We start from the raw sequence: 21,270 nt of genomic DNA, 5'->3' as shown, positions 1-21,270 counted from the left end.
CCGTGTCGCGGGGCCGGGACGAGCGCGCCGCGACACCGCTACGACCCCGGGTGCGCGGCGCGCCGCGCGCGGAGGACCAGCACCAGTGCCCCGCCGATCAGCAGCAGGGCTGCCAGGACGATGAGGCCGACCGCGATGGACACGCCGGTCGTCGCGAGTCCGGGCGACTCGGTCTTCGCCGTCGGCACCAGCGCCGTCGAGAACCCGGAGAACACCCGATCCGATGCGCCGGGACCGATGCCGGAAGCGATGGCGGTGTTCGTCAGTGGTGCGCCGCTGAGGTCGGCCTCGACCACGGTGTACACCGCGGTGCAGACGACCGTGCGCCCGGGGAGCAGCGCTGCGGCCTCGTCGGGACAGACGGGTTCGCCGAGTGCGCCGGCGCCGGAGAACTCGCCCTCCTGCACCGTGACGTCGCGGAGGGTGACGTTGCCGGTGTTGGTGATGGCGAACGAGTAGGTGATGCGCTGCCCGGCCTTCGCAGCCCGGTCGGCGTCGGCTGTCTTCAGGAGGGTGAGCCCGGGCTGGGGGTCCTGGGGGATTCGCACGTCGGACGGGTCCGACTCGACGGCCTCACCTCCGGGGCTGGTGGCCTGCGCCGTGGCGGTGTTCTCCAGCGTGCCGCGGTCGACGTCGGCCTGCTGGACCACGTACGTCGCGCTGCAGACGAGTTGCGCGCCGGGTGCGAGCTGCCCGGCGTCGTCCCGGCAGACGACCTCGGACAGCTCGCCGGCACCCGAGAAATCGCCCTCACTGACGGCGACCTCGTGCAGCGTGACGTTGCCGGTGTTGCTGACGACGAACGAGTAGGTGATCGTCTCACCGGCGACGAGCTCCGTCGTGTCGGCCGACTTCACGATCTGCAGGCTCGGGGCCGGCGGGATCACCACCTCCGCCTCGTCGGGATCGGAATCCACGGCACCGCCCCTCGGCGGGGTGCCGTGCGCGGCGGCGGTGTTCGTGATCGTGCCCGCATCGACGTCGGCCTGCGTGATCGTGTAGCTCGCCGTGCACCTGGTCGTCCCGCCGGGAGCGAGTGGAGCAGCCGGGCATTCGATCGCGGACAGGCTGCCCGTGCCGGAGAAGTCCTGCTCGTCGATGCCGATCTCGTGCAACGTGACGTTGCCGGTGTTGCGCACGTTGAAGGTGTAGGTGACGGTGGTGCCGGCCGCAGTCGCGGAGCCGGGATCGACGGACTTCGCGAGGGTGAGCGACGGCTGCGGATCCTGCGGAATGCGCACCTCGGAGGGGGGTGTCGTCACCTCGCGGCCCGACGGCGGCGTGCCGGTGGCCGTCGCCGTGTTGTCGATCGTGCCGCGGTCGACGTCGGCCTGCGTGACCGTGTAGCTCGCGCTGCAGTCGATCTGCGCCCCCGGCTTCAGTGCGGATGCCTCGTCGGGGCAGCTGATCTCCGACAGCGATCCCGAGCCGGTGAACCCGGTGTCGTTCACCGTCACCCCGGTCAGCGTGACATTGCCGGTGTTCTCGATCACGAAGGTGTAGGTGATCTCCTCGCCGACGCGCAGTTCGGTGCGGTCGGCGGATTTCACCAGGGTCAGGCTCGGTGCCGCTTCGATCGTGACGATGGCGTTCGCGGGGGAGGAGCTCGTTTCTTCGTTCGTGGGAGAGTTTCCGCGTGCGGTAGCGGTGTTCGTGACGACGCCGGCATCGACGTCGTCCTGCGAGAGGGTGTAGTCGGCGTGGCAGGTCATCTCGGCGCCGGGTGCCAAGGCGTCGCCCGGGCAGGTGATCGCACTGAGCTGGCCGGAACCGCTGAAGTCGTTCTCGTCGATGGTGAGCTCGTGGAGCGTGACATTTCCGGTGTTGCGCACCACGAAGTCGTACTGGATCGTCGCGCCGGCGGCGCTGGCAGTGGTCGGATCGGCGAGTTTCTCGAGCTCGACCGCAGGGGACGGCGGAGCGTCGACGGTCGCCCTGGAGGGCGGCGAGGGCACGGTCTCCCCGTTGGGCGAGGTGCCGCCCACGGTGGCGGAGTTGGCGATCGTTCCCGTGTCGACATCCTCCTGGGTCACCTGATAGGTGGCGGTGCAGGTCGTGGTCTCGCCTGCTGCGAGGCTCGTCACCGGGCAGTCGATGGCGCTCAGCTCGCCGGTGCCGGAGAACTGTCCCTCCGCGACCTCGAGGTCGCGGAGGGTGACGTTGCCGCGGTTCGTGACCTCGAACGAGTAGGTGACCGTCTCGCCGGCCCGTCCGATCGTCTCCGGCGAGGCGGACTTCCGCAGGTCCAGGTCGGGACGAGCGGCGATGGCGACCTCGGCGGTGGACGGAGCGGAGACCGGGGGCTCGGAGCCGGCCGGCGGAATCGCGGTGGCCGTCGCCGTGTTCTCGAATCCGCCGGCGTCGGCGTCAGTCTGCGTGATGACGTAGCTCGCCGTGCAGATCACGACCTCTCCGGGGCGCAGCACCCCGCTCGGGCAGCTCACCTCGGGCGGAGCGCCGCTGCCGCCGAACGCGGTCTCGTCGATCGTCGGGTCGGTGAGGCTCACGTTGCCGGTGTTGGTGATCACGAACTCGTACGTGACCGTCTCGCCCGGGCCGGCGGGCGCGCTCGGGGTGACCGACTTCTCGAGTGCGATCTGCGGGTCTGCCTCGACGGGGATCCGGGCGGTGTCTTCGGGCGCGTCGACCGGAGCCCCGTCGGGCGCGTCGCCGGACGCCGTCGCGGCGTTGGTGACCTCGCCGGCGTCGACGTCCGCCTGCGTGAGCGTGTAGCTCGCCGTGCACACGAACGAGGTGTTCGGAGCGAGCGTCCGGTCGGCAGGGCAGCTGAGCGCGGAGAGGGTTCCCGTTCCGGAGAAGTCCGATTCGGTGACGTCGATGTCTGCGACGGTGACGTTGCCGGTATTGCGGACGACGAAGGAGTAGGTGATCTCCTGCCCCTCCTGATAGCTCGCCGCGTCCTGCGGTTCGGCCGACTTCTCGATGGCGAGCGCCGGTGCCGCACGCTCGACCGGAGTCGAGGTCGATGACGGACGGGAGGAGACCTGCGGAAGCCCGTTCGGAGGCGTCGCCGCCGCGGTCGCGGTGTTGTCGACCGAGCCGGCATCCTCGTCGTCGGCGGTGATCGTGTAGACCGGCGCGGTGCAGCTCACCGATTCGCCCGGCTCGAGTGCGACGGCGGGGCAGGTGACCGCGCCGAGCTTCGGGTCGTCGACCGTGGGGTCCGTGAGGATCGTGTTGCCGGTGTTCTCGACCAGGAACTCGTAGGCGATCGTGTCCCCGGCATCGGTGATGCCGTTGTCGTTGACGTCCGTCGGCGTCCCCGCCGTCTTGGTCAGGCCGACGGATGGACGCTGGGCGTCGTTCGTGAAGGTGCAGACGACCGCGGAGCCGGACGGCAGCACGAACTCGCCCGAGGTGCCCCCTCCTCGCGCGAGCTCTCGGTTCGAGTTCGTGTCGACGCACCGCCAGCTGCGCACGTATCGTTCGTCGGCGCCCGCTCCGCTCTCGGTGACTCGGTAGGTCTCGCCGCCGAGTCCGATCACGGGCCCCGCGATCATCGCGGGGTCGTCCTGAACACCCTGCTTGGAGCCCGAGGTGGTGGCCCGGTTGCCACGGGTGATGCCGCCGCCCGTGACCTCCAGGGTGACCTGGTCGGCGGCGTCGACGCGCCCCTCGGGGAACGCCTTGCGGACCGAGATCGTGTTCGGGCTCGCGCACGAGCCGAGGTCGCCGGAGTCGTTCCGGTTGTCGCCGGTGAGCGCCCGCTGCGAGATGACCTGCCCGGTGCTCGGGTTCGCCTGGTACCAGGTGGTGCCGCTCGCCATGTAGAGGTACCCGTCACCGCCGAAGGCGATGCCGTTGATGTTGTTGTTCGGGGTGTTGATCGTGGTCAGCGTCTCGCCCGTGATGGCGCGCGGCTGCGGTTGCGAGGTGGTCGGCAGCTGCTGCTTGACCACCGAGAGCGTGTTGCCGCCGTTGCCGCCCGCGATGACGTAGAGGTACCCCGTGCTGTCGAACGCCCAGTCGCCGTTGTTGCCGCCGGGGACACTGCCGCGCGCGACGAGGCCGAGGTACTCGTCGGCACCCAGGTCGTAGCCGTAGACGTAGGCGGTGGAGCCGCTGAATCCGCCGTAGTAGTACACGTTCGCGGCGGTGTTGACGGCGCCGTGGGTGACGTTGACGGCGGCGTTGGGCAGACCGCGGACCAGCGCGGTGGTGGTTCCGTCGGGGTCCATCATGAGCAGATACGTGCCGGTCTGGCCCGCGGCGATCGCGCGACGCCCGTCCCCGGTGAAGCCCAGCGCGTTGAGGTTCGTCGTGCTCCCGCTGTTGTCGAACCTGCCGACATTCGTCGCGACCCCGGTGCCCGGGTCGACCTCCATCAGGTAGTTGTTCGGGGACGGGGCACGCAAGGAGTACACGGAGGTGCAGTCGAACGTCGTCGCGGCGATCGCCGGGAGCGCGTCGGAGGTCGCCGAGATCGGGGCGACGAACAAGGTCGCGAGGAGGCCGAGCACGGTCGTCGCGGCCATGCGCCGCCGCTCTCGTCGTGCGGGCTTCTTCATCTGCGCGTCTCCCAACGTGATTCCCCGCCTGCCGAGTGCGCGCACGACGGGATGCCAATGCTTGGCCATCCTACTGGTATGCTGCGCATCATGCACTTTGCCGACGGCGTTGACGCAACAGGGATGCATGGGGGCGGCGGGCGCGAAGCGCCGCGGCGAAGTCGACGCTCGCTGTCGCTCGTGACGTCGCGCTCAGGATTTGGGATCCCTGAGGTGGGCGGCATTCTTGCCAGAGTCGCGCGATGGCCCGTTCCCGGTTCCGATCAGCGGTGGGGGTGCTCGGTCGCCCCGGCGTCCGGCAGGTCGAGGTGGTCGAGCAGGTCGACCGCGGCCTGCATGTAGCCGCTGATCCAGCGGTCGTGGATGCGCTTGATCGGCAGGGGGGCGAGCGCGAGGTGGCGCTCCCGTCCGATCTTTCGACCGGTGACGAGCTCGGCCTCCTCGAGGACGCGCAGGTGCTGCAGCACGGTGGTGCGGTCGAGTTCGGAGAAGCGGGCGCAGAGGGCGCCGGTCGTGAGGGACGACTCGCGCAGCGCGTCGAGCATCCGCCGCCGCACGGGTGCGGCGAGCGCCTTGAAGACGGCATCGTCGTCCGCGGCGGGGCTTCCGGCATCCTGAGTCATGTGATAAAAATACAACATGAATGAGGATGCTGCGCTCCAACGACTCGCCTTCACCGTGTCCGGCCGGGTCGCGAGACCCTGCGCCGAGGTCTACGAGGCCGTCGCCGACCCCGCGCAGCTCTCCCGCTACTTCACGACCGGCGGCGCGCGCGGCCGGCTCGACGCCGGCGAGGAGGTCAGTTGGGATTTCGCAGACTTCCCGGGCCGATTCCCGGTTCGCGTCATCGAGGCCGAGCCGCCGCGACGCATCGTGATCGAGTGGGACGCTGCGCCGGGCACGGCCGACGGCGGCGCCGCCGCGACGCGCACGACCTTCGAATTCGAGCCCATCGATGACGACCGTCGCACGCTCGTGACGATCACCGAGTCGGCGTGGAAGCTCACGGAGGGCGGCGCGCAGCACGCCTTCGGCAACTGCGAGGGATGGACCGGCATGCTCTCGGCTCTGAAGGCCTGGGTCGAGCACGGCATCAACCTCCGCGAGGGCTTCTACCGCTGAGATGCGGGCGAGGCATCCGCCCATCGACGGGAAACGCCCCGGCAGATCCAGGATCTGCCGGGGCGTTCGTGGGTGGGGTCAGGCCGTCTGGCCGGCGTGGGTGCCCTCGCCGATCTCCTCGACGACCTTCGCGTTGAAGGCGGGCAGGTCGTCGGGGGTGCGGCTCGACACCAGGCCCTGGTCGACGACGACCTCCTCGTCGACCCAGTTCGCTCCGGCGTTCTTGAGGTCGGTGGCGAGGCTCGGGTAGCTCGTGATCGTGCGCCCGTCGACGACGCCGGCCTCGATGAGGATCCAGGCGCCGTGGCAGATCACGCCGACGGGCTTGTGCTGCTCGAAGAAGGCGCGCGCGAAGTCGATCGAGTCGCGGTCGAGTCGGAGATGGTCGGCGTTCACCACGCCGCCCGGCAGCACGAGCGCATCGAAGTCGTCGGCGCTCGCAGCGCCGGCCCGCACGTCGACGCGCTGCACGTGCCCCTTCTTGCCGGTGATCTCCGAGGCTTCCGGCGCGACCATCGTCGCGGTCGCTCCGGCGCCCGTCACCGCCTCCCACGGGCTCGTGAGCTCGCTGTCCTCGAATCCGTCGGTGGCGAGGAAGGCCACGCGCTGTCCGCTGAGGTGCGTCATCCGTCCGTCCTTTCGTCGGTGGTGGTGGGTGTCCCGTTGGGGGATGACTCCACTCTGCGTCCGACGCGCGGAGGCTGCGAGGGGGTGGCCGATGCCGGCCGAGGATGCTACGGGCGCGCAGCCCGCCCGTCGCTCAGCCGACGCCCGCTCAACCGAAGGCGACCCAGCCGATGCCGACCAGGACGGCTGCAACACCGAGCACGAGGCTCGGTGCGAACGGCTCGCGCCGGCGCATGTGCAGCGCGACCGCGACGACCATCATGACGGCGAGCGCGAAGGCGGCGACGGGGGTGAGCCACGGCGCCACGCCCGTCGCGGCCGGCAGGATCAGGCCGATCGCGCCGATCACCTCGAGGATGCCGATCGTCTTCAGCTGCGGTGCGGTCACCTCCTCGACCCAGCCCATGCGCTCGTGCACGCGCTCGTACGGCGTCACGGCCTTCATCGAGCCGGCCATGACGAAGAGTGCGGCGAGCAGGCCGGTGATGACCCAGAGGGCGATGATCATGCGAGGGGCTCCCTAATAGTTACTGATCGTGTGTAACGCACGATCAGGTACTGTAATGGATGCGGACCCGGCACTTCTCCGTGCGTCACGCACCTCGAGGTGCGTGACCGGGGCATCGATCAGGGCGGGCCGCGGGAAGGTGCACATGAGCGACCCGGCCGTCTCCCGCACGCTGCCGTTCCCGCCGTCGGGTGCCGATGGCGAGGGAGCCGCCTCGTGCAGCACCGACCATCCGGCGAGCCGGGTCATCCGCGAGATCCTCGCCCGCGTGGGCGACAAATGGAGTCTGCTCGTCATCGGCCTCCTGCACGACGGTCCGCTGCGCTTCACCGAGATCCAGCGCCGCGTCGACGGCATCTCGCACCGCATGCTCACCCAGACGCTGCGCAGCCTGCAGCGCGACGGACTCGTCTCGCGCACGAGCTACGCGGAGATCCCGCCGCGGGTCGAGTACGCGGTCACGCCACTCGGTCGTTCCCTCTCCGAACCCGCGATCGCGCTCGCCGCGTGGGCGGCCGAGCACCACCGGGCCATCCTCGACGCGCGAGCCGAATTCGACGGCGACGACGCCTGAACGCCGTCGCCGCCGGTCTCACGCGACGATCCGGAATGGATGCTCCAGCAGGCCGGTGAGCGTCGCGAGGAACTCCGCGGCCAATGCGCCGTCGATGATGCGGTGGTCCGAGGTGAGGGTGTACCGCAGTCGTCGTCGCTCGACCGGGATGCCGTCGACGAGGGCGAGCTCGGGTCGGGCCGCGCCGACGGCGAGGATCGCGCCCTGCGGCGGGTTGATGATCGCGGTGAAGTGCTCCACGCCGTACATGCCGAGGTTGCTGATCGTGAACGTGCCGTCTGCGAGCTCGTCCGGTGCGAGCGCCCGCTCCGCGGCGCGACGGCCGAGCTCGCGCGTGGACGTCGCGATGGCCCGCACAGCGAGGCGATCGGCGTCGCGCACGACGGGCACGACGAGCCCGGCCGGCGAGGCGATCGCGATCCCCAGGTGAATGCCGTCGTGCCGCACCGTGGCGCCGCCGCCCTCGGCGGAGTAGGAGGCGTTGACGCCCGGATGCGCGCGCAAGGCCAGGGCGACGGCGCGGACGAGCAGGTCGTTGACGCTGATCCGCGGCTCGTCGTCGACCGCTGCCTCGTTCACGCGGACGCGAAGTGCGAAGAGCTCCTCGACGTTCGCCGATGCCGTGGCGGTGAAGCTCGGCACGGTCGTCGCACTGCCGGTCAGACGGGCGGCGATGGTGCGGCGGATGGCGTCGAAGGGGATCGCTGTCGAGGGGGTGCCCTTCGACGGGCTCGGGGAACCAGTCGGGCTCGGGGAACCAGTCGGGCTCGGGGAGCCAGCCGGGCTCACGGGGCCGGGCGGAGGGGTGTCGAGATCGGCGCGGACGATGCGGCCGCCAGGCCCCGAGCCGGGGATGTCGGCGAGGTCGAGGCCGCGTTCGCGGGCGATCCGGCGCACGAGCGGGCTGGCCGCCCGGCGATCGGCAGCGGGCTCCGGCGCAGGAGCGGACGTTGCCCGTCCATCGTCGAGGCGCGCGATCGGCGTGCCGATCGGCACGTTCTCGCCGACCTGCACGAGGATCTCGACGAGCGTGCCGGCCTCGTAGGCCTCCTGCTCCATGAGGGCCTTGTCGGTCTCGATCTCGACGAGGAGCTCGCCGGGGGAGACCGCGTCGCCCGGCTGCTTGTGCCAGGCGGCGATGGCGCCCTCGGTCATGGTGTCCGAGAGGCGGGGCATGAGGATGTCGATCATGGCGGTCTTCCTGCTCAGCGGCGCCGGGCGACGGCGTCGACGGTCTCGCGGATGGCGGCGGCCGCGTCGTCCGCCGAGGGGAGTGCGGCGAGCTCGAGACTCTTCGCATAGGGCATCGGCACCTCGGCCATCGCGACGCGGCGCACCGGGGCATCCAGCCAGTCGAACGCGCCGTCCCCGATGGTGGCGGCGATCTCCGCTCCGATGCCGTAGGTGAGCCAGTCGTCCTCGAGCACGACGGCGCAGTTCGTCTTGCGCACCGAGGCGATGATCGTGTCGCGGTCGAGGGGACGCAGGCTCCGCAGGTCGACGACTTCGGCGTCGATGCCCTCCGCGGCGAGCCGTTCGGCGACCTCGAGGGCGACGACCGCCATCCGCGAGTAGGCCACGATGGTCACGTCGCTGCCCGTCCTGGTGACCGCAGCCCGGCCGATCTCGGCGGGCTCGAGATCGTCCGGCACCTCGCCGCTCGTGTTGTACAGCGCGAGGTTCTCGAGCACCAGCACTGGGTCGTCGTCGCGGATCGCCGCGAGCATGAGGGCCTTCGCGTCGGCCGGTGTCGCGGGGGCGACGACCTTCAGACCGGGAACGAAGGCGTAGTACAGCTCGACGTTCTGCGAGTGCGTCGCGCCGAGCTGCTGCCCGCCGCCTCCCGGGGTGCGGATGACGAGCGGCACCCGCGCCTGCCCGCCGAACATGCCGTAGATCTTCGCCGCGTGGTTCACGATCTGGTCGAGCGCGAGCAGCGAGAAGTTGATGGTCATGATCTCGACCACGGGGCGCAGGCCGAGCATCGCGGCGCCGACGGCCGCCCCGGTGAAGCCCTCCTCGGCGATCGGGGTGTCGCGGACGCGCTTCGCCCCGAACTCCGCGAGGAGCCCGGCGGTGATCTTGTACGAGCCCTCGAAGCGACCGATCTCCTCGCCCATGAGCAGTACATCCTCGTCGCGGAGGAGCTCTTCACGGAGGGCGTCGTGCAGGGCCTGGCGGTAACTGGTGACGGTCACGCGGTGGCTCCGTTCACGGAGGCGGCGGTCGACGCGGCGGGCATCGCGAGGAAGAGCGCCTCGCCGGGCCGCCGCCTCGAGTCGTTCGGTACGGGCGTCGCGTAGGTGTAGTCGAAGAGGGTCTCCGGGTCCGGGTGCGGGCTGGCCTCGGCGAAGGCGACGGCCGCGGCGACGGCGCGATCGGCATCCCGCTCGGCGTCCGCGATCTGCTGCTCGCTCAGGCGAGCCGACTCGAGGAGCCGAGCCGCGTAGCCGGCGATCGGATCGGCGGCCCGCGCCGCCTCCACCTCCTCGCGGCTCCGGTAGCGGGCCGGGTCCACGACGGAATGCCCCTTGAGTCGGCCCGACACGGCCTCGAGCAGGAATGGTGCCCCGGCCCGCGCGCTTGCGAGCGCCGTCGCGGCGGCTTCCCTCACCGCGATGGGGTCGTTGCCGTCCACCCGGGCCGACGCCATCCGGTAGGCCGCAGCGCGTCGGTGCAGCTCGGGCTCCGCCGAGGCCTCCTCGACCGTGGTACCCATGCCGAGTCCGTTGTTCACGATGACGTAGACGATGGGCAGCTTCCAGATCGCCGCCAGGTTCAGCGACTCGTGGAACGCGCCGATGTTCGTGGTGCCGTCGCCCATGAGGCAGACCACGGCCTCGTCGCCGCCGCGGTAGTCGATCGCGAGGGCGGCGCCGGTCGCGAGCGGGAGCTGCCCGCCGACGATGCCGTAGCCGCCCATGAACCGGGCTTCGAGGTCGAAGAGGTGCATCGAGCCGCCCCAGCCCTTCGAAACGCCGTCGCTGCGGCCGTAGAGCTCGGCCATGATCCGCTCGGGCGCGATGCCGCGGGCGAGGGCGTAGCCGTGCTCACGGTAGTTCGTGAACACGTAGTCCTCGGCGCGGAGGGCGGACATCAGCCCGGTGACGGTCGCCTCCTCGCCGAGGTTGAGGTGGCAGTAGCCGCCGATCCGCGCCTCCGTGTACGCGCGAGCTGCGCGTTCCTCGAAGCGCCGGATGAACACCATCTGGCGGTAGAAGGCGAGTTCCTGCGCCGCGCTCGGCGCGTCGTCAGCGGCCGGGGCCGTGGGCGCCGACCGGGGGCGAGTGCGGCTCGTCGTGGTCCGGGGCATGGGGGTTCTCCTTCTCGCCCGAGCGGGGCCGCGCTCGCCGAGGTGTCGGCCGCGGTCCCGCACATGAATGATACGAACTACGGATCATTATATGATGGTGGCATGAGATGTCACGACGACGGCGGGCGCGGATGACGGGGGAGCTCACGACCGCTCCCCGCAAGCGCGGGCGGCCCACCGAGTCCGAGCGCGCCCAGCGCCGCGACGACATCCTCGACGCCGCCGTGCGGCTGTTCGTCGCGAGCGGCTTCGCGCAGGTGAGCCTCGACGACCTCGCCGCCGAGGCCCGCGTCACCAAGCGCACCATCTACGCGTACTTCGGCGATCGCACCGAGATCTTCCTCGCGGCCGTCGCGCGCCTGCGCGAGCGCGCGCTGCGCCGGCCGACGACCGAGCAGGGACTGGCCGCGCTCGCCGCGGACATCGTCGCCGTGCTGCACTCCGACGAGGCGGTCGGGCTGCACCGGCTCATGATCACCGAGTCGGGCGCGTTCCCCGACCTCGCCGCCGGCTTCTACCGGGACGGCCCGGACTCGTACATCGGGGAGCTCCGCGACCGCCTCCGCTCGGGCGGGCTGCCCGAGGAGCTGGCCGAGCCGCTGTTCGCCCTCCTGCTCGGCGAACCGCACCGGCAGCGCCTGCTCGCCCTGCGCCCGGCGCCCGATCGCGAGGCCGCAGCGGCCCACGCGCAGCGCGCGCTCGCGGCGCTCGGCCTGGGAGCCTGAGCCGGTCGCCGGTCGCCGGTCGCCGGTCGCCGGTTGCCGGTCGCCGGTCCTGCTCCTGCTCAGTCGCTCCAGGCGTCCGAGATCGGGACCGCCCGCCCGAGCACCCGCTCGGCGGCGCGGTGCCCCGAGTACATCGCCGCGGGAACCGTTGCCGGGTCATCCGTCCACGTCGCCTCGCCCGCGAGGTGCAGCACGCCGCCGACGGGGGTCGCGAGCGCGTCGTGGTCGGCGGTCGTCGAGCCGAGCGTCATGTACGCGTACGAGCCCCGGGCGAAGGGATCGTCCTGCCACGCCGTGCGGTGCAGCCCCGTGGGCACGCCGACGCGCTCGCCGTAGATCCGGCGCAGCTGCGCGAGCACGTCCTCGACGAGCTCCTCGTCGGTCCAGGACCGCGTCGCCTCGGCCGCCGGGCCCGCAGCGAAGGTCAGCAGCGTCGGATCGCCGTGCAGCGCCGTGAGGTCGTACCAGGAGTGCCACCAGCGGCTCTCGGGCCCCTGCTGCCGGACGGCGTAGACGCCCTCGTCCCAGAACCGCGTCGGGAAGCGCAGGAACACCTTCTCGAAGGCGTTCATCTCGAGCCGGCCCAGCGCGCCCGCGACCGGCTCGGGCAGCGGCGGTTCGATCCGGAACCCGTCCGACTTCAAGACCCCGACGGGGACGGTCACGATGGCGGTGTCGGCTGTGAAGCGCTCCTCGCCGCACCGGACCAGGATGCCGCCATCGGCCCACTCGACGTGCGTCACCGCGTGCTCGAGGCGCACGTCGAGCCCCTCCGCCAACCGGGCGGGCAGCACGTCGTAGCCGTCGGGGAAGACGACCTCGTCGCCGTCGATCGCGTCGTCGTCGAGGCCGTGCGCCGCGAGGTCCTCGATCCACGCGCCGTACTGCTCCTCGCTGCGGTGCTCGAGGTACTCGCGCACGCGCTCGCTCCGCTCGGGCTCCCAGCCCTGCGCGGCGAGCGCGGCGTCGGTGACGTCTCGGTACGAGGCCTCGGGGACGGAATCGGCGATCTTCTCGAGCAGCGCCGCATCCACCGCGCGGATGTCGTCGGCGAAGGCGCGGGCCGCGTCATGGTCGAGCCGCCGCCCGTCCGGCCCGTAGTAGGCGATCGGACGGCTGTCGGGCTGATAGCCGCCGACGGTGAACTCCATGGTCCGCATGCCGAACGCCTTGGCCGCCTCGGCGACCGCGCTGCCGGTCACGCCGTGGATCCACGAGGCGCCGAGATCGGTGCTCGCGCCACCGCTGCGGTCGGTCCAGACGCGTCCGCCCACGCGGTCGCGCGCTTCGAGCACGACGACCCGTCGCCCGGCGCGGCCGAGCAGCCTCGCCGCGGTCAAACCGGACACCCCGGCGCCGATCACGATCGTGTCGACGTGCTCCATCGCTGCGCTCCCTCGCCGCGCGTGCTGGGACGCGCGATCCGACGCTACCGGCATCCGCGCGTGCTCGGCGAGTCGGTGACGCCGCGACGGCGTCGTCGTCGGCGGCCGGCGTGCGACTTCATAGACTGGACGGGTGTGGTGCTCCCGGTCGCATCGCTCGCGATCGCGAGCGCGGGTGGGTCGAGCCCGCATCCGGATCGGGGCCGGGGTGCTCGTGCTCTGCGTGCTCGCCGGGCTCCTGGCGATGCACGGGTTCGCAGGCGCAGCCGCGGGCGAAGCCGTGCCGTCGCGCGGAGCGTCGCAGGCCTCGATCGACCCGGAGCACTGGGCGTTGGCCGCATCCGACGCCGAGCGGGTCTCATCGGCCGGCGCGGACGCGGCGCCGCCCGCGCCCGCTGCGGTGCCGCACTGCCCGTCGTGCGCCGGGGACGAGGCGGTGGTCTGCGCTGCGGTGGGGTGCTTCCTCGCCGTGCTGCTCCTCGCCCTCTCGCTGGCTGCGCCGGCCAGACGGCCTGGACTCGCCGCCGCTGCGGCGGTGCTCCGGGCCTCCCCGCGTCGCGCCCAACTCCGGCTGCAACGCCCGGTACCGATCCGCGCGCTGCTCTGCATCAGTCGGACCTGAGGGGCCGTCGGACCCTCGGCGCGCGCCGTGCGCGTCGTGGACCGCCATGCCCGGTTCTCCTGTTCCACTGACCCTCGAAGGATTCCTTCATGCCGTTCCTCACCCGCTCGTTCTCCCGCGCCCGCAGTAGGGCGCTGCCCACGCTCGCCCTGCTCCTCGTCTCGATGTTCACGCTGGCCGCCTGCGCCGCGCCCGGGCCGGCTCCGGCCGCGCCGCCGAGCTCGGGCGGCGCCGCTGCGCCACCCCGGGCTCCCGGCGAGCTCCTCGCCGACTACGGCCTGGACGGGCTCGACGCCAGGCAGATCGTGGACCGCCTGGATGCGTTGCCGGTCGCGGACCGCCCGGCCGACCTCATCGCCTCAGTCCGACCCGACGTGCTCGCCCTGTCCGACGGAGAGCGGGAATTGGCGCTGCCGATGCCAGAGGAGTTCTACGTCTCGATCGCCCCGTATCGCTCGCAGACCCACGAGTGCGTCTTCCACAGCCTGACCACCTGTCGAGGGGAGCTGGCGAACGAAGCGTTCAGGGTCGTCGCGAGCGACATGGCGACGGGGGAGACGGTGCTCGACGAGGTGCGGACGAGCTTCGACAACGGCTTCGTCGGCCTCTGGCTGCCTCGCGGGGCCCAGTTCGAGGTGCGGATCACTGACGCCGACGGCGCGACCTCGGCGGCCACGGTCGACACGGCTGCGCTCGATGCCGCGAGCTGCGTCACCACGATGCGGCTGGGGTGAGGCGGCACGGAAGTGGCGCTATCGCGCCCCACCGTGCCCGAAGAGAGGTAAAAACGCATGCAGTGATTGAGCTAGGGGTGAATATGCACTAGGAACGAGAGTGAGCTCGGTCCAGACGGCGACCCGGGCCCGCAGAGTCAGGAGATCAGTGCAGATGTCGAAGAAGACGTTCCTCATCAGTTCGGGCGGAACGATCTCGACCCCGGTCGCGTGCGGTACTCGCTGAGCTCGCGCATCGCCGCCTCGAGGGCCGGAGCGATCGCCGCGATCGCTGCGGCCCTCGCGGTGGCAGGATGCGCGTCGGCACCCGACCTCGCGCCGTCGGAGCTCGTGGGGGCTCCGCTCGATCGATTGACCGGTGCGGTCGGCGACGAGGTCCAGCTGCTCATTCAGGATGCCTCACCCCGCCTCGGGCTGGCCGCCTCGTACGCCTTCGACCACGGCGGGGACTCCGCCTGGACGATCATGGCGATCTGCTCGAGCGGGTCGAACGTGCTCGAGCCGGGCTCGGTCGAGGTGGCGGTGGTTCCCAGCGAGTCCGTCACGGCCGAGGTCGAGGCCGAGCTCCGCGCCGGCGACTGGTCCGATGCGACCGACTGCGACGGGCGGCCGCATCGCGGCTGACCCACTCGCTCCGGGCTTCCGGCCGGGGATCGGAGCCGGGCGGGGAGCACCCCCGCCCGGCTTCTCACGGCCTCAGGGCGGGCCGTCTCACGCCGGCACCGTCGGCCGTGCTGCCGCGACCGCGTTCGCCGCGACCAGCACCGCCTCCAGGCTGGCGCCCACCACGGAAGCGCCCCGGCCGGCGGTCCAGCGCACCCCCTCGGGATGGCGGAACTCGAGGAGCGTGAGCGCGTCGCTGCCCTCCCCGTGGCCGAGGCTCGTCTGGTGCAGCCCGAGCACCTCGAGCTCGATGCCGTGCGCGGCGAGCGTCTCGACCAGCGCCTCGACCGGGCCGACGCCCTCGGCCAGGTGCTCGATGGTCGCGCCGTCCCGTTCGATCACGATCCGCGTCCGACTGCAGCCGTCGGCCTCGCCGATCTCGTACCCGCGCAGCTCGATCGTCCGGGGCGTCGCCGCGTCCGTACCGTCGGGCTGCCCCGCACCGTTGAGGTACACCGCACCGAACAGCGCCCAGAGTCGCGCGGCGTCGAGCTCGTCGCCCGACTCGTCGGCGAGGCGCTGCACGTGCCGGGCGAAGTCGATCTGCAGTCGTCTCGGCAGCTCGATCCCGAGCTCCCGCTCCAGCAGATAGGCGGCGCCGCCCTTGCCGGACTGCGAGTTCACCCGGATCACGGCGTCGTAGCTGCGGCCCAGGTCCGCCGGGTCGACGGGGAGGTAGGGCACCCGCCACGCGATCTCCCGCTCGGGCCGCCCCTCGGCGGCGGCCCGGGCGCGGTGCTCGGCGAAGCCCTTTCGGATGGCGTCCTGGTGCGTCCCGCTGAAGGCCGTGTGCACGAGGTCGCCGGCGTACGGATGCCTCGGGTGCACCTCGATCCGGTTGCAGTGCTCCACCGTGCGGCGGATCTCGTCGAGCTGGGCGAAGTCGATCATCGGATCGATGCCCTGCGTGTGCAGGTTGAGCGCGAGTGTGACGAGGTCGACGTTGCCGGTGCGCTCGCCGTTGCCGAAGAGGCATCCCTCGACCCGCTCGGCGCCGGCGAGCACGGCGAGCTCCGCGCAGGCGACCCCCGTGCCGCGGTCGTTGTGCGGATGCACGGAGAGGATGACCCCCTCGCGCCTGGCGAGGTGCCGGTGCATGTACTCGATCTGGTCGGCGTAGACGTTCGGCGTCGCGATCTCGACGGTCGCCGGCAGGTTCAGGATCACTGGACGGTCGGGGCTCGCGTCCCACAGCTGCGTCACGGCGTCGCAGACCTCGAGCGCGTAGTCGGGCTCGGTGAGATTGAACACCTCCGGCGAGAACTCGAAGCGCACGTTCGGCAGCGCGCCGGCGAGTTCGAGGACGTCGCGGCCGCCGGCGAGGATCAGCTCGAGCAGCTCGCCCCGGTCGCGACCCAGCACCAGGTCGCGCCAGACCGGGGCCGTCGCGGTGTAGAGGTGGATGACGACGGGGTTCCGGATGCCCCGGATCGACGCCACGGTGCGCTCGATGAGGTCGCGGCGGGCCGGGGTGAACACGACGATGGTGACGTGCTCGGGCGCGAGCCCGGACTCGGCGAGGAGTCGGACGAAGTCGTAGTCGGTCTGCGACGCCGAGGGGTAGCCGACCTCGATCTCGGTGTAGCCCATCGCCACCATGAGCTCGAAGAAGCGGCGCTTCCGTGCGGGGTCCATCGGTTCGGCGAGGGCCTGGTTGCCGTCGCGGAGGTCGACCGGGACCCAGAGGGGCGCGGCAGTGAGGTGCCGGCTCGGCCATTCGCGGTCGCGGAGCGGGAGCTCCACCCGCTGGGTGACGTCTCGATAGCGGTGGGACGGCATCTGCGAGCGCCGTTGCCGGTTCCAGTGCGGTGCGTCGGCGGGGACGGGCCCGGCGGGGGAGTCGATGCGGTCGAACGGGGTCGGCGCGGCGGGGACGGTCGGGGTTGCGGTGCTGCCGGTCATGGCGGGTCCTTCGGTTCGGATCGGGTGACCGGCGTGCGAAGCGGCTCCACGTCGGGGAGCCGGCCCGGCTAGGCCCCGACGTGGCGACGAAGGAGGAGGCCGCGCGCGAACATGGCTAGACTGTAGCACGACTCCTCAGACAAGTAGAGAGGTGGGTCGATGGAACAGGTGAAGCGGGCGCCGCTCGCGGACCAGGCGGCCGAGCTGCTGCTCGAGCGCATCCGCGCCGGCGAGTGGGAGCTCGGCCAGAAGCTGCCCGGCGAGACGACGCTCGCGCCCCAGCTCGGCGTCGGCCGCTCCACGGTCCGAGAGGCCATCCGCCAGCTCGCCGGCCGCGGCGTCCTCGCCTCCAGGCAGGGCGCCGGAGTCTACGTCACCGCGCTCGACGTCCCCGAGGAGTGGGACGCCGTGCTGCGCCGCGCCGACCTCGTCTCGGTCATCGAGGCCCGCATCGCGATCGAGGCGGAGGCGGCCGCGCTCGCCGCGGGGCGACGCACGCCGAGCGACCTCCGCGCCATCCGTCGCGCCCTCGACGACCGTGCCGCGAACCGAGTCGACATCGAGGACCACGTCGACGCCGACACCCGCTTCCACCGCAGCATCGTCGCCGCGGCGCACAACCCGATCCTGACGGAGCTGTTCGACGGCTTCACCCCGCGGATGCGACAGGCGATGGTCGAGATGCTCCGCCTCCGCGGCGAGTTCGGCGACGACGCCGACCACGGGGCGCACGAGCGGCTCGCCGAGCGCATCGCCGAGCGCGATGGCGACGGCGCCGCGCGGGAGAGCCGCAGCCACCTCGGCGCCATGAAGGCGGCGCTCGCGTGACGGGGCCCGTCCTCGAGCTCGCCGGGGTGACCTTCCGCCGCGACGGCCGGCAGATCCTCGACGGCATCGACCTCCGCGTGGAGCAGGGCGAGCGCTGGGCGCTGCTCGGGCCGAACGGCGCGGGCAAGAGCACCATCCTCGGCTTCTGCGGCGCCGTCACCTTCCCGAGTTCCGGCACCGTCGACGTGCTGGGGGCCCGGCTCGGCCGCGTCGAGCTGCAGGAGCTCCGCCGGCACATCGGGCACGTGAACCCGCGGCATCCGGTCCGCTCCCGGCTCACCGTGACGCAGGTGGTGCTCACCGGTCTCACCGGCACCATCGAGACGCCCATGCGCTGGGTGCCGACGCCGGATCAGCTCGACGCCGCCCGTCGCGTCATCGCGGAGCTCGGCCTCGACCACCGGCGCGACGCGATCTGGCCGACGCTGTCGCAGGGCGAGCGCGGGCGGGCGCTCATCGCGCGGGCGCTCATCGCCGAGCCGAGCCTGCTGCTGCTCGACGAGCCCACGACCGGCCTCGACGTCGCCGCGCGCGAGCAGTTCCTCGAGACGGTGGACGGGCTGGCCGTGCGGGCGCCGCGGCTGTCGACCATCCTCGTCACCCACCACCTCGAGGAGTTGCCGGAGACCACGACGCACGCGATCGCGATCTCGCACGGGGCGACCGTCGCGTCCGGGCCGGTGGCCGAGGTCGTGACGACCGAGGTGATCACCCGGGCCTTCGAGCATCCGATCGTCGTCGGCCGCGACGGCGGCCGCTGGTCGGCCCGCGCCGCGCGGGCGCGGTAGTCGAGCCGGTGCTGCGTCGGTACGGGCGGATGCCGCGTACCCTTGGAGGGTGACGAACTCGAGCGATTCCACCATGACCCCCGTGCGCCGACCGCAGGTCCGCCCGGCGACCGAGGGCTGGGAGCAGAAGAAGGGCCCCGACGGGCGCCCGATGCTCCAGTTCGCCTCGCCCAAGCGCGGCAAGCCGCCGGTGCACCTCGCCGACATCGCGCCGGCCGATCGCAAGGCGCACGTCGCCGAGCTCGGCTTCCCCGGATACCGGGCCGCGCAGCTCGCGACGCACTACTTCGTGCACCACACGAACGACCCGGCCGAGATGACCGACCTGCCCGCCGCGTCCCGCGACGAGCTCGTCCGGACCGTGCTGCCGCCCCTGCTCACCGAGGTCCGCCGCTTCACGACCGACAACGGCGACACCATCAAGTTCCTCTGGAAGCTGCACGACGGCGCCCTCGTCGAATCCGTGCTCATGCGCTACCCGGGCCGGATCACCCTCTGCGTCTCGAGCCAGGCCGGCTGCGGCATGAACTGCCCGTTCTGCGCCACGGGGCAGGCGGGGCTCACCCGCAACATGTCAGCGGCGGAGATCGTCGAGCAGGTCGTGCTCGCGAACGCGGCGCTCGCCCGCGGCGAGCTCGGCGGCCGCAAGCACGGCGACCACACGCCCGACCGGGTGTCGAACATCGTGTTCATGGGCATGGGGGAGCCGCTCGCGAACTACGCCCGCCTGATGCAGGCGGTGCGCACGATGCTCGCCCCCGCGCCCGACGGCCTCGGCATGTCCGCCCGCGGCATCACCGTGTCGACCGTCGGCCTCGTGCCCGCGATCCGCAAGCTCGCCGCTGAAGACCTGCCCGTGACCTTCGCGCTCAGCCTGCACGCGCCCGACGACCAGCTCCGCGACGAGCTCATCCCCGTGAACTCCCGCTGGAAGGTCGACGAGGCGCTCGACGCGGCCCGCGAGTACTTCGAGAAGACCGGGCGTCGCGTCTCGATCGAGTACGCCCTGATCAAGGACATGAACGACCACGGCTGGCGCGCCGACCTGCTCGCCGAGAAGCTCAACGAGCGGGGGCGCGGCTGGGTGCACGTGAACCCGATCCCGCTGAACCCGACGCCGGGCTCCATCTGGACCGCCTCGGAGCCCGCGGTGCAGCAGGAGTTCGTGCGCCGGCTGGAGGCGGCCGGCGTCCCCACCACGATCCGCGACACCCGCGGCAAGGAGATCGACGGCGCCTGCGGGCAGCTCGCCGCGGCCGACGGCTGAGACGATCCGCGCGGCGGGTCGGCTCAGCGGATGAGGAACTGCACGAGCGCGCCGATCGCCGTCAGCACGATCAGGGCGAGGAGCCCCCATCGGCGGGCGACGACGGCGAGCCTGGCGGTCGACATGCGTCGTCGGCGTCGGCGGGGCTTCGAGGGCCTGGGCGTCTCGCTCATGGCAGCGGCGTCGCTCCCACCAGGCTGAAGTAGGTGCGGTCGCGGTAGACGAGCGGCGTCGCCGCCGGGCCGAGGCGCACCTCGACGACCTCGGCGAGCACGAGCGTGGAACTGCCGACCGGCGTGCGTTCGAGGATGCGGCAGCGGAGCGCCGCCGGGGCGTCGGGCAGCCAGGGTTCGCCGGTCTCGAAGCGGGACCAGCCCTGCTCCGTCGTGAAGCGCGGTGCGCCGGAGCGGGCGAACACCTCGGCGATCTCGGCCTGATGCTCGCCCAGGAGGTGCACGACGACGCCGTCGGTGCCGAGCAGGGCCCCGGCGGAGCCGGTCGCCCGGGTGACCGAGAAGGAGAGCACCGTCGGATCGATCGCGACCGAGGCGACGGAGGAGGCGGTGAGGCCCACCGGTCCGGTCGCGCTCGCGGCGGTGATGAGGGCGACGCCGGCGGGATGGTGCCGGAACGCGAGCTTGTAGGCGTCGACGAGGCCGGGCGCCTCGCTCATTCGTGCGCCTGCGGGGGGAGTACGGCAACCACAGGGTGATCGTAGGCGATGACGCCGACCTTCGCGGCGCCGCCGGGCGAGCCGATCTCGTCGAAGAACTCGACGTTCGCCTTGTAGTAGTCGGCCCACTCGTCGGGCAGGTCGTCCTCGTAGTAGATCGCCTCGACCGGGCAGACGGGCTCGCAGGCGCCGCAGTCGACGCACTCGTCGGGGTGGATGTACAGGGATCGCTCGCCCTCATAGATGCAGTCGACCGGGCATTCGTCGATGCACGCCTTGTCCTTGACATCGACACAGGGCAGGGCGATCACGTACGTCATGGTTCCACCGTAAGACTTCAAGTACGCTTGAAGTCAAAACGGAGCGAGGAAACGCACATGACGCCTCAGACCGAGCTGGACTCGACGGTGCCGGTGCATCACGAGCCCGACGAGCTCCTCACCATCGGCGAGATGAGCAGGCGCACCGGCGTCGCGGCGTCGGCGCTCCGCTTCTACGAGGACCTCGGGCTCATCGCCTCCGTGCGCACCACCGGCAACCAGCGCCGCTATCCGAGGCACATGCTGCGCCGGGTGTCGCTCATCGCGGTCGCGAAGCGTCTCGGGCTCCCGCTCTCCGACGTGCAGGAGGGCTTCGGCGATGTGCCGCTCGATCGCACGCCCAGTCACGAGGAGTGGCAGCGGGCGTCCCGGCAGTGGAAGCGGCGGCTCGTCGAGCGACGTCGCGGGCTCGAGCGACTCGAGCGGGAGCTCACGGGATGCATCGGCTGCGGCTGCCTCTCGATGAAAGCCTGCGCTCTGCTGAACCCCGACGACGCGCTCGGCGAAGACGGCGCGGGTCCACGCCGGCTCGATCCCGAGCTCGAGCGCGCCGACGCCGACTTCGACGCCTGATCGGGGATTTTCGACCCCCGAACGGGGGCGTTTCACATGACTTTCTCAGGAAATCCCAAGGGGTCGTGGAGTAACTCTCGCAAAACTACCCACTTCGCTCCGGCGACCCCCCTGTAC

The 21,270-nt window shown here is 71.7% G+C and carries 22 protein-coding genes; 10 read left to right on the top strand and 12 right to left on the bottom strand.

Going from position 1 to position 21,270, the window contains the following annotated elements; translation table 11 throughout:
* Positions 1-38 precede the first annotated feature (38 nt).
* Positions 39-4,529 carry a DUF7507 domain-containing protein gene (locus MTP13_RS15480; RefSeq protein ID WP_243568571.1) on the bottom strand — a complete coding sequence of 1,497 codons (4,491 nt, stop codon included), beginning with the start codon at positions 4,527-4,529 and terminating at the stop codon, positions 39-41.
* Positions 4,530-4,792: 263 nt separating this feature from the next.
* Positions 4,793-5,152 (bottom strand): ArsR/SmtB family transcription factor, encoded by a 360-nt coding sequence (locus tag MTP13_RS15475; RefSeq protein ID WP_243568570.1) that lies wholly within the window; start codon positions 5,150-5,152, stop codon positions 4,793-4,795.
* A gap of 16 nt (positions 5,153-5,168) precedes the next feature.
* On the opposite strand from MTP13_RS15475, the gene MTP13_RS15470 reads away from it, so the two are divergent.
* Positions 5,169-5,651 carry an SRPBCC domain-containing protein gene (locus MTP13_RS15470; protein WP_243568569.1) on the top strand — a complete coding sequence of 161 codons (483 nt, stop codon included), beginning with the start codon at positions 5,169-5,171 and terminating at the stop codon, positions 5,649-5,651.
* A gap of 78 nt (positions 5,652-5,729) precedes the next feature.
* Here the strand turns inward: MTP13_RS15470 and MTP13_RS15465 are convergent, their stop codons facing one another.
* Positions 5,730-6,278: a type 1 glutamine amidotransferase domain-containing protein gene (locus MTP13_RS15465; RefSeq protein ID WP_243568568.1), complete on the bottom strand. Its 549-nt coding sequence runs from the start codon at positions 6,276-6,278 to the stop codon at positions 5,730-5,732.
* Between the two features lie 148 nt (positions 6,279-6,426).
* On the bottom strand, positions 6,427-6,786 hold the full coding sequence (locus tag MTP13_RS15460) for a DoxX family protein (RefSeq protein WP_243568567.1): 360 nt from the start codon (positions 6,784-6,786) through the stop codon (positions 6,427-6,429).
* A 145-nt stretch (positions 6,787-6,931) separates the two neighbouring features.
* Here MTP13_RS15460 and MTP13_RS15455 point away from each other — a divergent pair, with 145 nt between their 5' ends.
* A complete protein-coding gene (locus tag MTP13_RS15455; RefSeq protein WP_243568566.1) occupies positions 6,932-7,360 on the top strand; it encodes a winged helix-turn-helix transcriptional regulator in 429 nt (142 codons plus the stop codon).
* A gap of 18 nt (positions 7,361-7,378) precedes the next feature.
* On the opposite strand, the gene MTP13_RS15450 is transcribed toward MTP13_RS15455, so the two are convergent.
* Genes MTP13_RS15450 through pdhA form a run of 3 tightly spaced genes read right to left on the bottom strand, consistent with a single transcriptional unit; the run spans position 7,379 to position 10,673 of the window.
* The gene (locus MTP13_RS15450; RefSeq protein WP_243568565.1) at positions 7,379-8,551 is read right to left on the bottom strand and encodes a dihydrolipoamide acetyltransferase family protein; all 1,173 of its coding nucleotides are present in this window, start codon (positions 8,549-8,551) and stop codon (positions 7,379-7,381) included.
* A 14-nt stretch (positions 8,552-8,565) separates the two neighbouring features.
* The gene (locus tag MTP13_RS15445; protein WP_243568564.1) at positions 8,566-9,558 is read right to left on the bottom strand and encodes an alpha-ketoacid dehydrogenase subunit beta; all 993 of its coding nucleotides are present in this window, start codon (positions 9,556-9,558) and stop codon (positions 8,566-8,568) included.
* Positions 9,555-10,673, bottom strand: a complete 1,119-nt coding sequence (gene pdhA, locus MTP13_RS15440; RefSeq protein WP_243568563.1) for a pyruvate dehydrogenase (acetyl-transferring) E1 component subunit alpha — start codon at positions 10,671-10,673, stop codon at positions 9,555-9,557. The genes MTP13_RS15445 and pdhA overlap by 4 nt, the downstream gene beginning before the upstream one ends.
* A gap of 107 nt (positions 10,674-10,780) precedes the next feature.
* Here pdhA and MTP13_RS15435 point away from each other — a divergent pair, with 107 nt between their 5' ends.
* Positions 10,781-11,398: a TetR/AcrR family transcriptional regulator gene (locus MTP13_RS15435; protein WP_243568562.1), complete on the top strand. Its 618-nt coding sequence runs from the start codon at positions 10,781-10,783 to the stop codon at positions 11,396-11,398.
* 59 nt (positions 11,399-11,457) lie between these two features.
* Here MTP13_RS15435 and MTP13_RS15430 read toward each other — a convergent pair whose 3' ends face one another.
* On the bottom strand, positions 11,458-12,783 hold the full coding sequence (locus tag MTP13_RS15430; protein WP_243568561.1) for a flavin monoamine oxidase family protein: 1,326 nt from the start codon (positions 12,781-12,783) through the stop codon (positions 11,458-11,460).
* A gap of 175 nt (positions 12,784-12,958) precedes the next feature.
* On the opposite strand from MTP13_RS15430, the gene MTP13_RS15425 reads away from it, so the two are divergent.
* From MTP13_RS15425 to MTP13_RS15415, 3 genes are all read left to right on the top strand, one after another.
* Positions 12,959-13,405 (top strand): hypothetical protein, encoded by a 447-nt coding sequence (locus tag MTP13_RS15425; protein WP_243568560.1) that lies wholly within the window; start codon positions 12,959-12,961, stop codon positions 13,403-13,405.
* A gap of 89 nt (positions 13,406-13,494) precedes the next feature.
* The gene (locus MTP13_RS15420) at positions 13,495-14,139 is read left to right on the top strand and encodes a CueP family metal-binding protein (protein ID WP_243568559.1); all 645 of its coding nucleotides are present in this window, start codon (positions 13,495-13,497) and stop codon (positions 14,137-14,139) included.
* Between the two features lie 210 nt (positions 14,140-14,349).
* Positions 14,350-14,763 carry a hypothetical protein gene (locus tag MTP13_RS15415; protein WP_243568558.1) on the top strand — a complete coding sequence of 138 codons (414 nt, stop codon included), beginning with the start codon at positions 14,350-14,352 and terminating at the stop codon, positions 14,761-14,763.
* Between the two features lie 87 nt (positions 14,764-14,850).
* Here the strand turns inward: MTP13_RS15415 and MTP13_RS15410 are convergent, their stop codons facing one another.
* Positions 14,851-16,581 carry a 2-isopropylmalate synthase gene (locus tag MTP13_RS15410; RefSeq protein WP_243570862.1) on the bottom strand — a complete coding sequence of 577 codons (1,731 nt, stop codon included), beginning with the start codon at positions 16,579-16,581 and terminating at the stop codon, positions 14,851-14,853.
* A 282-nt stretch (positions 16,582-16,863) separates the two neighbouring features.
* Between MTP13_RS15410 and MTP13_RS15405 the strand changes: the two genes are divergently transcribed.
* The 3 genes from MTP13_RS15405 (at position 16,864) to rlmN (ending at position 19,587) form a co-directional block, all read left to right on the top strand.
* A complete protein-coding gene (locus MTP13_RS15405; RefSeq protein WP_243568557.1) occupies positions 16,864-17,532 on the top strand; it encodes a FadR/GntR family transcriptional regulator in 669 nt (222 codons plus the stop codon).
* Positions 17,529-18,320, top strand: a complete 792-nt coding sequence (locus MTP13_RS15400; protein ID WP_243568556.1) for an ABC transporter ATP-binding protein — start codon at positions 17,529-17,531, stop codon at positions 18,318-18,320. Before MTP13_RS15405 ends, MTP13_RS15400 begins: the two co-directional genes overlap by 4 nt.
* A gap of 73 nt (positions 18,321-18,393) precedes the next feature.
* Positions 18,394-19,587, top strand: a complete 1,194-nt coding sequence (gene rlmN, locus MTP13_RS15395) for a dual-specificity RNA methyltransferase RlmN (RefSeq protein ID WP_243570861.1) — start codon at positions 18,394-18,396, stop codon at positions 19,585-19,587.
* A gap of 23 nt (positions 19,588-19,610) precedes the next feature.
* Here the strand turns inward: rlmN and MTP13_RS15390 are convergent, their stop codons facing one another.
* The 3 genes from MTP13_RS15390 to fdxA are packed head-to-tail and all read right to left on the bottom strand — an operon-like array spanning position 19,611 to position 20,580.
* Entirely contained in the window at positions 19,611-19,760 is a 150-nt protein-coding gene (locus MTP13_RS15390) for a hypothetical protein (RefSeq protein ID WP_243568555.1), read from the bottom strand.
* Entirely contained in the window at positions 19,757-20,260 is a 504-nt protein-coding gene (locus MTP13_RS15385; RefSeq protein WP_243568554.1) for a flavin reductase family protein, read from the bottom strand. Before MTP13_RS15385 ends, MTP13_RS15390 begins: the two co-directional genes overlap by 4 nt.
* Positions 20,257-20,580 (bottom strand): ferredoxin, encoded by a 324-nt coding sequence (gene fdxA, locus MTP13_RS15380; protein WP_243568553.1) that lies wholly within the window; start codon positions 20,578-20,580, stop codon positions 20,257-20,259. Before fdxA ends, MTP13_RS15385 begins: the two co-directional genes overlap by 4 nt.
* A gap of 57 nt (positions 20,581-20,637) precedes the next feature.
* Between fdxA and soxR the strand changes: the two genes are divergently transcribed.
* Positions 20,638-21,153, top strand: coding sequence for a redox-sensitive transcriptional activator SoxR (gene soxR / locus MTP13_RS15375; RefSeq protein WP_243568552.1), 516 nt, complete (start codon positions 20,638-20,640; stop codon positions 21,151-21,153).
* Positions 21,154-21,270 lie beyond the last annotated feature (117 nt).

Source organism: Agromyces soli (assembly GCF_022811605.1).
Classification (GTDB): domain Bacteria; phylum Actinomycetota; class Actinomycetes; order Actinomycetales; family Microbacteriaceae; genus Agromyces; species Agromyces soli.
The sequence above is the reverse complement of the archived record's forward strand: the minus strand, read 5'-3'. Positions and strand labels throughout refer to the sequence as shown.

Excerpts from the sequence above, each read along its gene's own strand:
- MTP13_RS15390 (WP_243568555.1), bottom strand. The coding sequence starts at position 19,760 with ATGAGCGAGACGCCCAGGCCCTCGAAGCCCCGCCGACGCCGACGACGC.
- MTP13_RS15460 (WP_243568567.1), bottom strand. The coding sequence starts at position 6,786 with ATGATCATCGCCCTCTGGGTCATCACCGGCCTGCTCGCCGCACTCTTC.
- MTP13_RS15475 (WP_243568570.1), bottom strand. The coding sequence starts at position 5,152 with ATGACTCAGGATGCCGGAAGCCCCGCCGCGGACGACGATGCCGTCTTC.
- fdxA (WP_243568553.1), bottom strand. The coding sequence starts at position 20,580 with ATGACGTACGTGATCGCCCTGCCCTGTGTCGATGTCAAGGACAAGGCG.
- rlmN (WP_243570861.1), top strand. The coding sequence starts at position 18,394 with ATGACCCCCGTGCGCCGACCGCAGGTCCGCCCGGCGACCGAGGGCTGG.
- MTP13_RS15410 (WP_243570862.1), bottom strand. The coding sequence starts at position 16,581 with ATGCCGTCCCACCGCTATCGAGACGTCACCCAGCGGGTGGAGCTCCCG.
- MTP13_RS15430 (WP_243568561.1), bottom strand. The coding sequence starts at position 12,783 with ATGGAGCACGTCGACACGATCGTGATCGGCGCCGGGGTGTCCGGTTTG.
- soxR (WP_243568552.1), top strand. The coding sequence starts at position 20,638 with ATGACGCCTCAGACCGAGCTGGACTCGACGGTGCCGGTGCATCACGAG.
- MTP13_RS15465 (WP_243568568.1), bottom strand. The coding sequence starts at position 6,278 with ATGACGCACCTCAGCGGACAGCGCGTGGCCTTCCTCGCCACCGACGGA.
- MTP13_RS15455 (WP_243568566.1), top strand. The coding sequence starts at position 6,932 with ATGAGCGACCCGGCCGTCTCCCGCACGCTGCCGTTCCCGCCGTCGGGT.
- MTP13_RS15450 (WP_243568565.1), bottom strand. The coding sequence starts at position 8,551 with ATGATCGACATCCTCATGCCCCGCCTCTCGGACACCATGACCGAGGGC.
- MTP13_RS15435 (WP_243568562.1), top strand. The coding sequence starts at position 10,781 with ATGTCACGACGACGGCGGGCGCGGATGACGGGGGAGCTCACGACCGCT.
- pdhA (WP_243568563.1), bottom strand. The coding sequence starts at position 10,673 with ATGCCCCGGACCACGACGAGCCGCACTCGCCCCCGGTCGGCGCCCACG.
- MTP13_RS15470 (WP_243568569.1), top strand. The coding sequence starts at position 5,169 with ATGAATGAGGATGCTGCGCTCCAACGACTCGCCTTCACCGTGTCCGGC.
- MTP13_RS15385 (WP_243568554.1), bottom strand. The coding sequence starts at position 20,260 with ATGAGCGAGGCGCCCGGCCTCGTCGACGCCTACAAGCTCGCGTTCCGG.
- MTP13_RS15420 (WP_243568559.1), top strand. The coding sequence starts at position 13,495 with ATGCCGTTCCTCACCCGCTCGTTCTCCCGCGCCCGCAGTAGGGCGCTG.
- MTP13_RS15480 (WP_243568571.1), bottom strand. The coding sequence starts at position 4,529 with ATGAAGAAGCCCGCACGACGAGAGCGGCGGCGCATGGCCGCGACGACC.
- MTP13_RS15405 (WP_243568557.1), top strand. The coding sequence starts at position 16,864 with ATGGAACAGGTGAAGCGGGCGCCGCTCGCGGACCAGGCGGCCGAGCTG.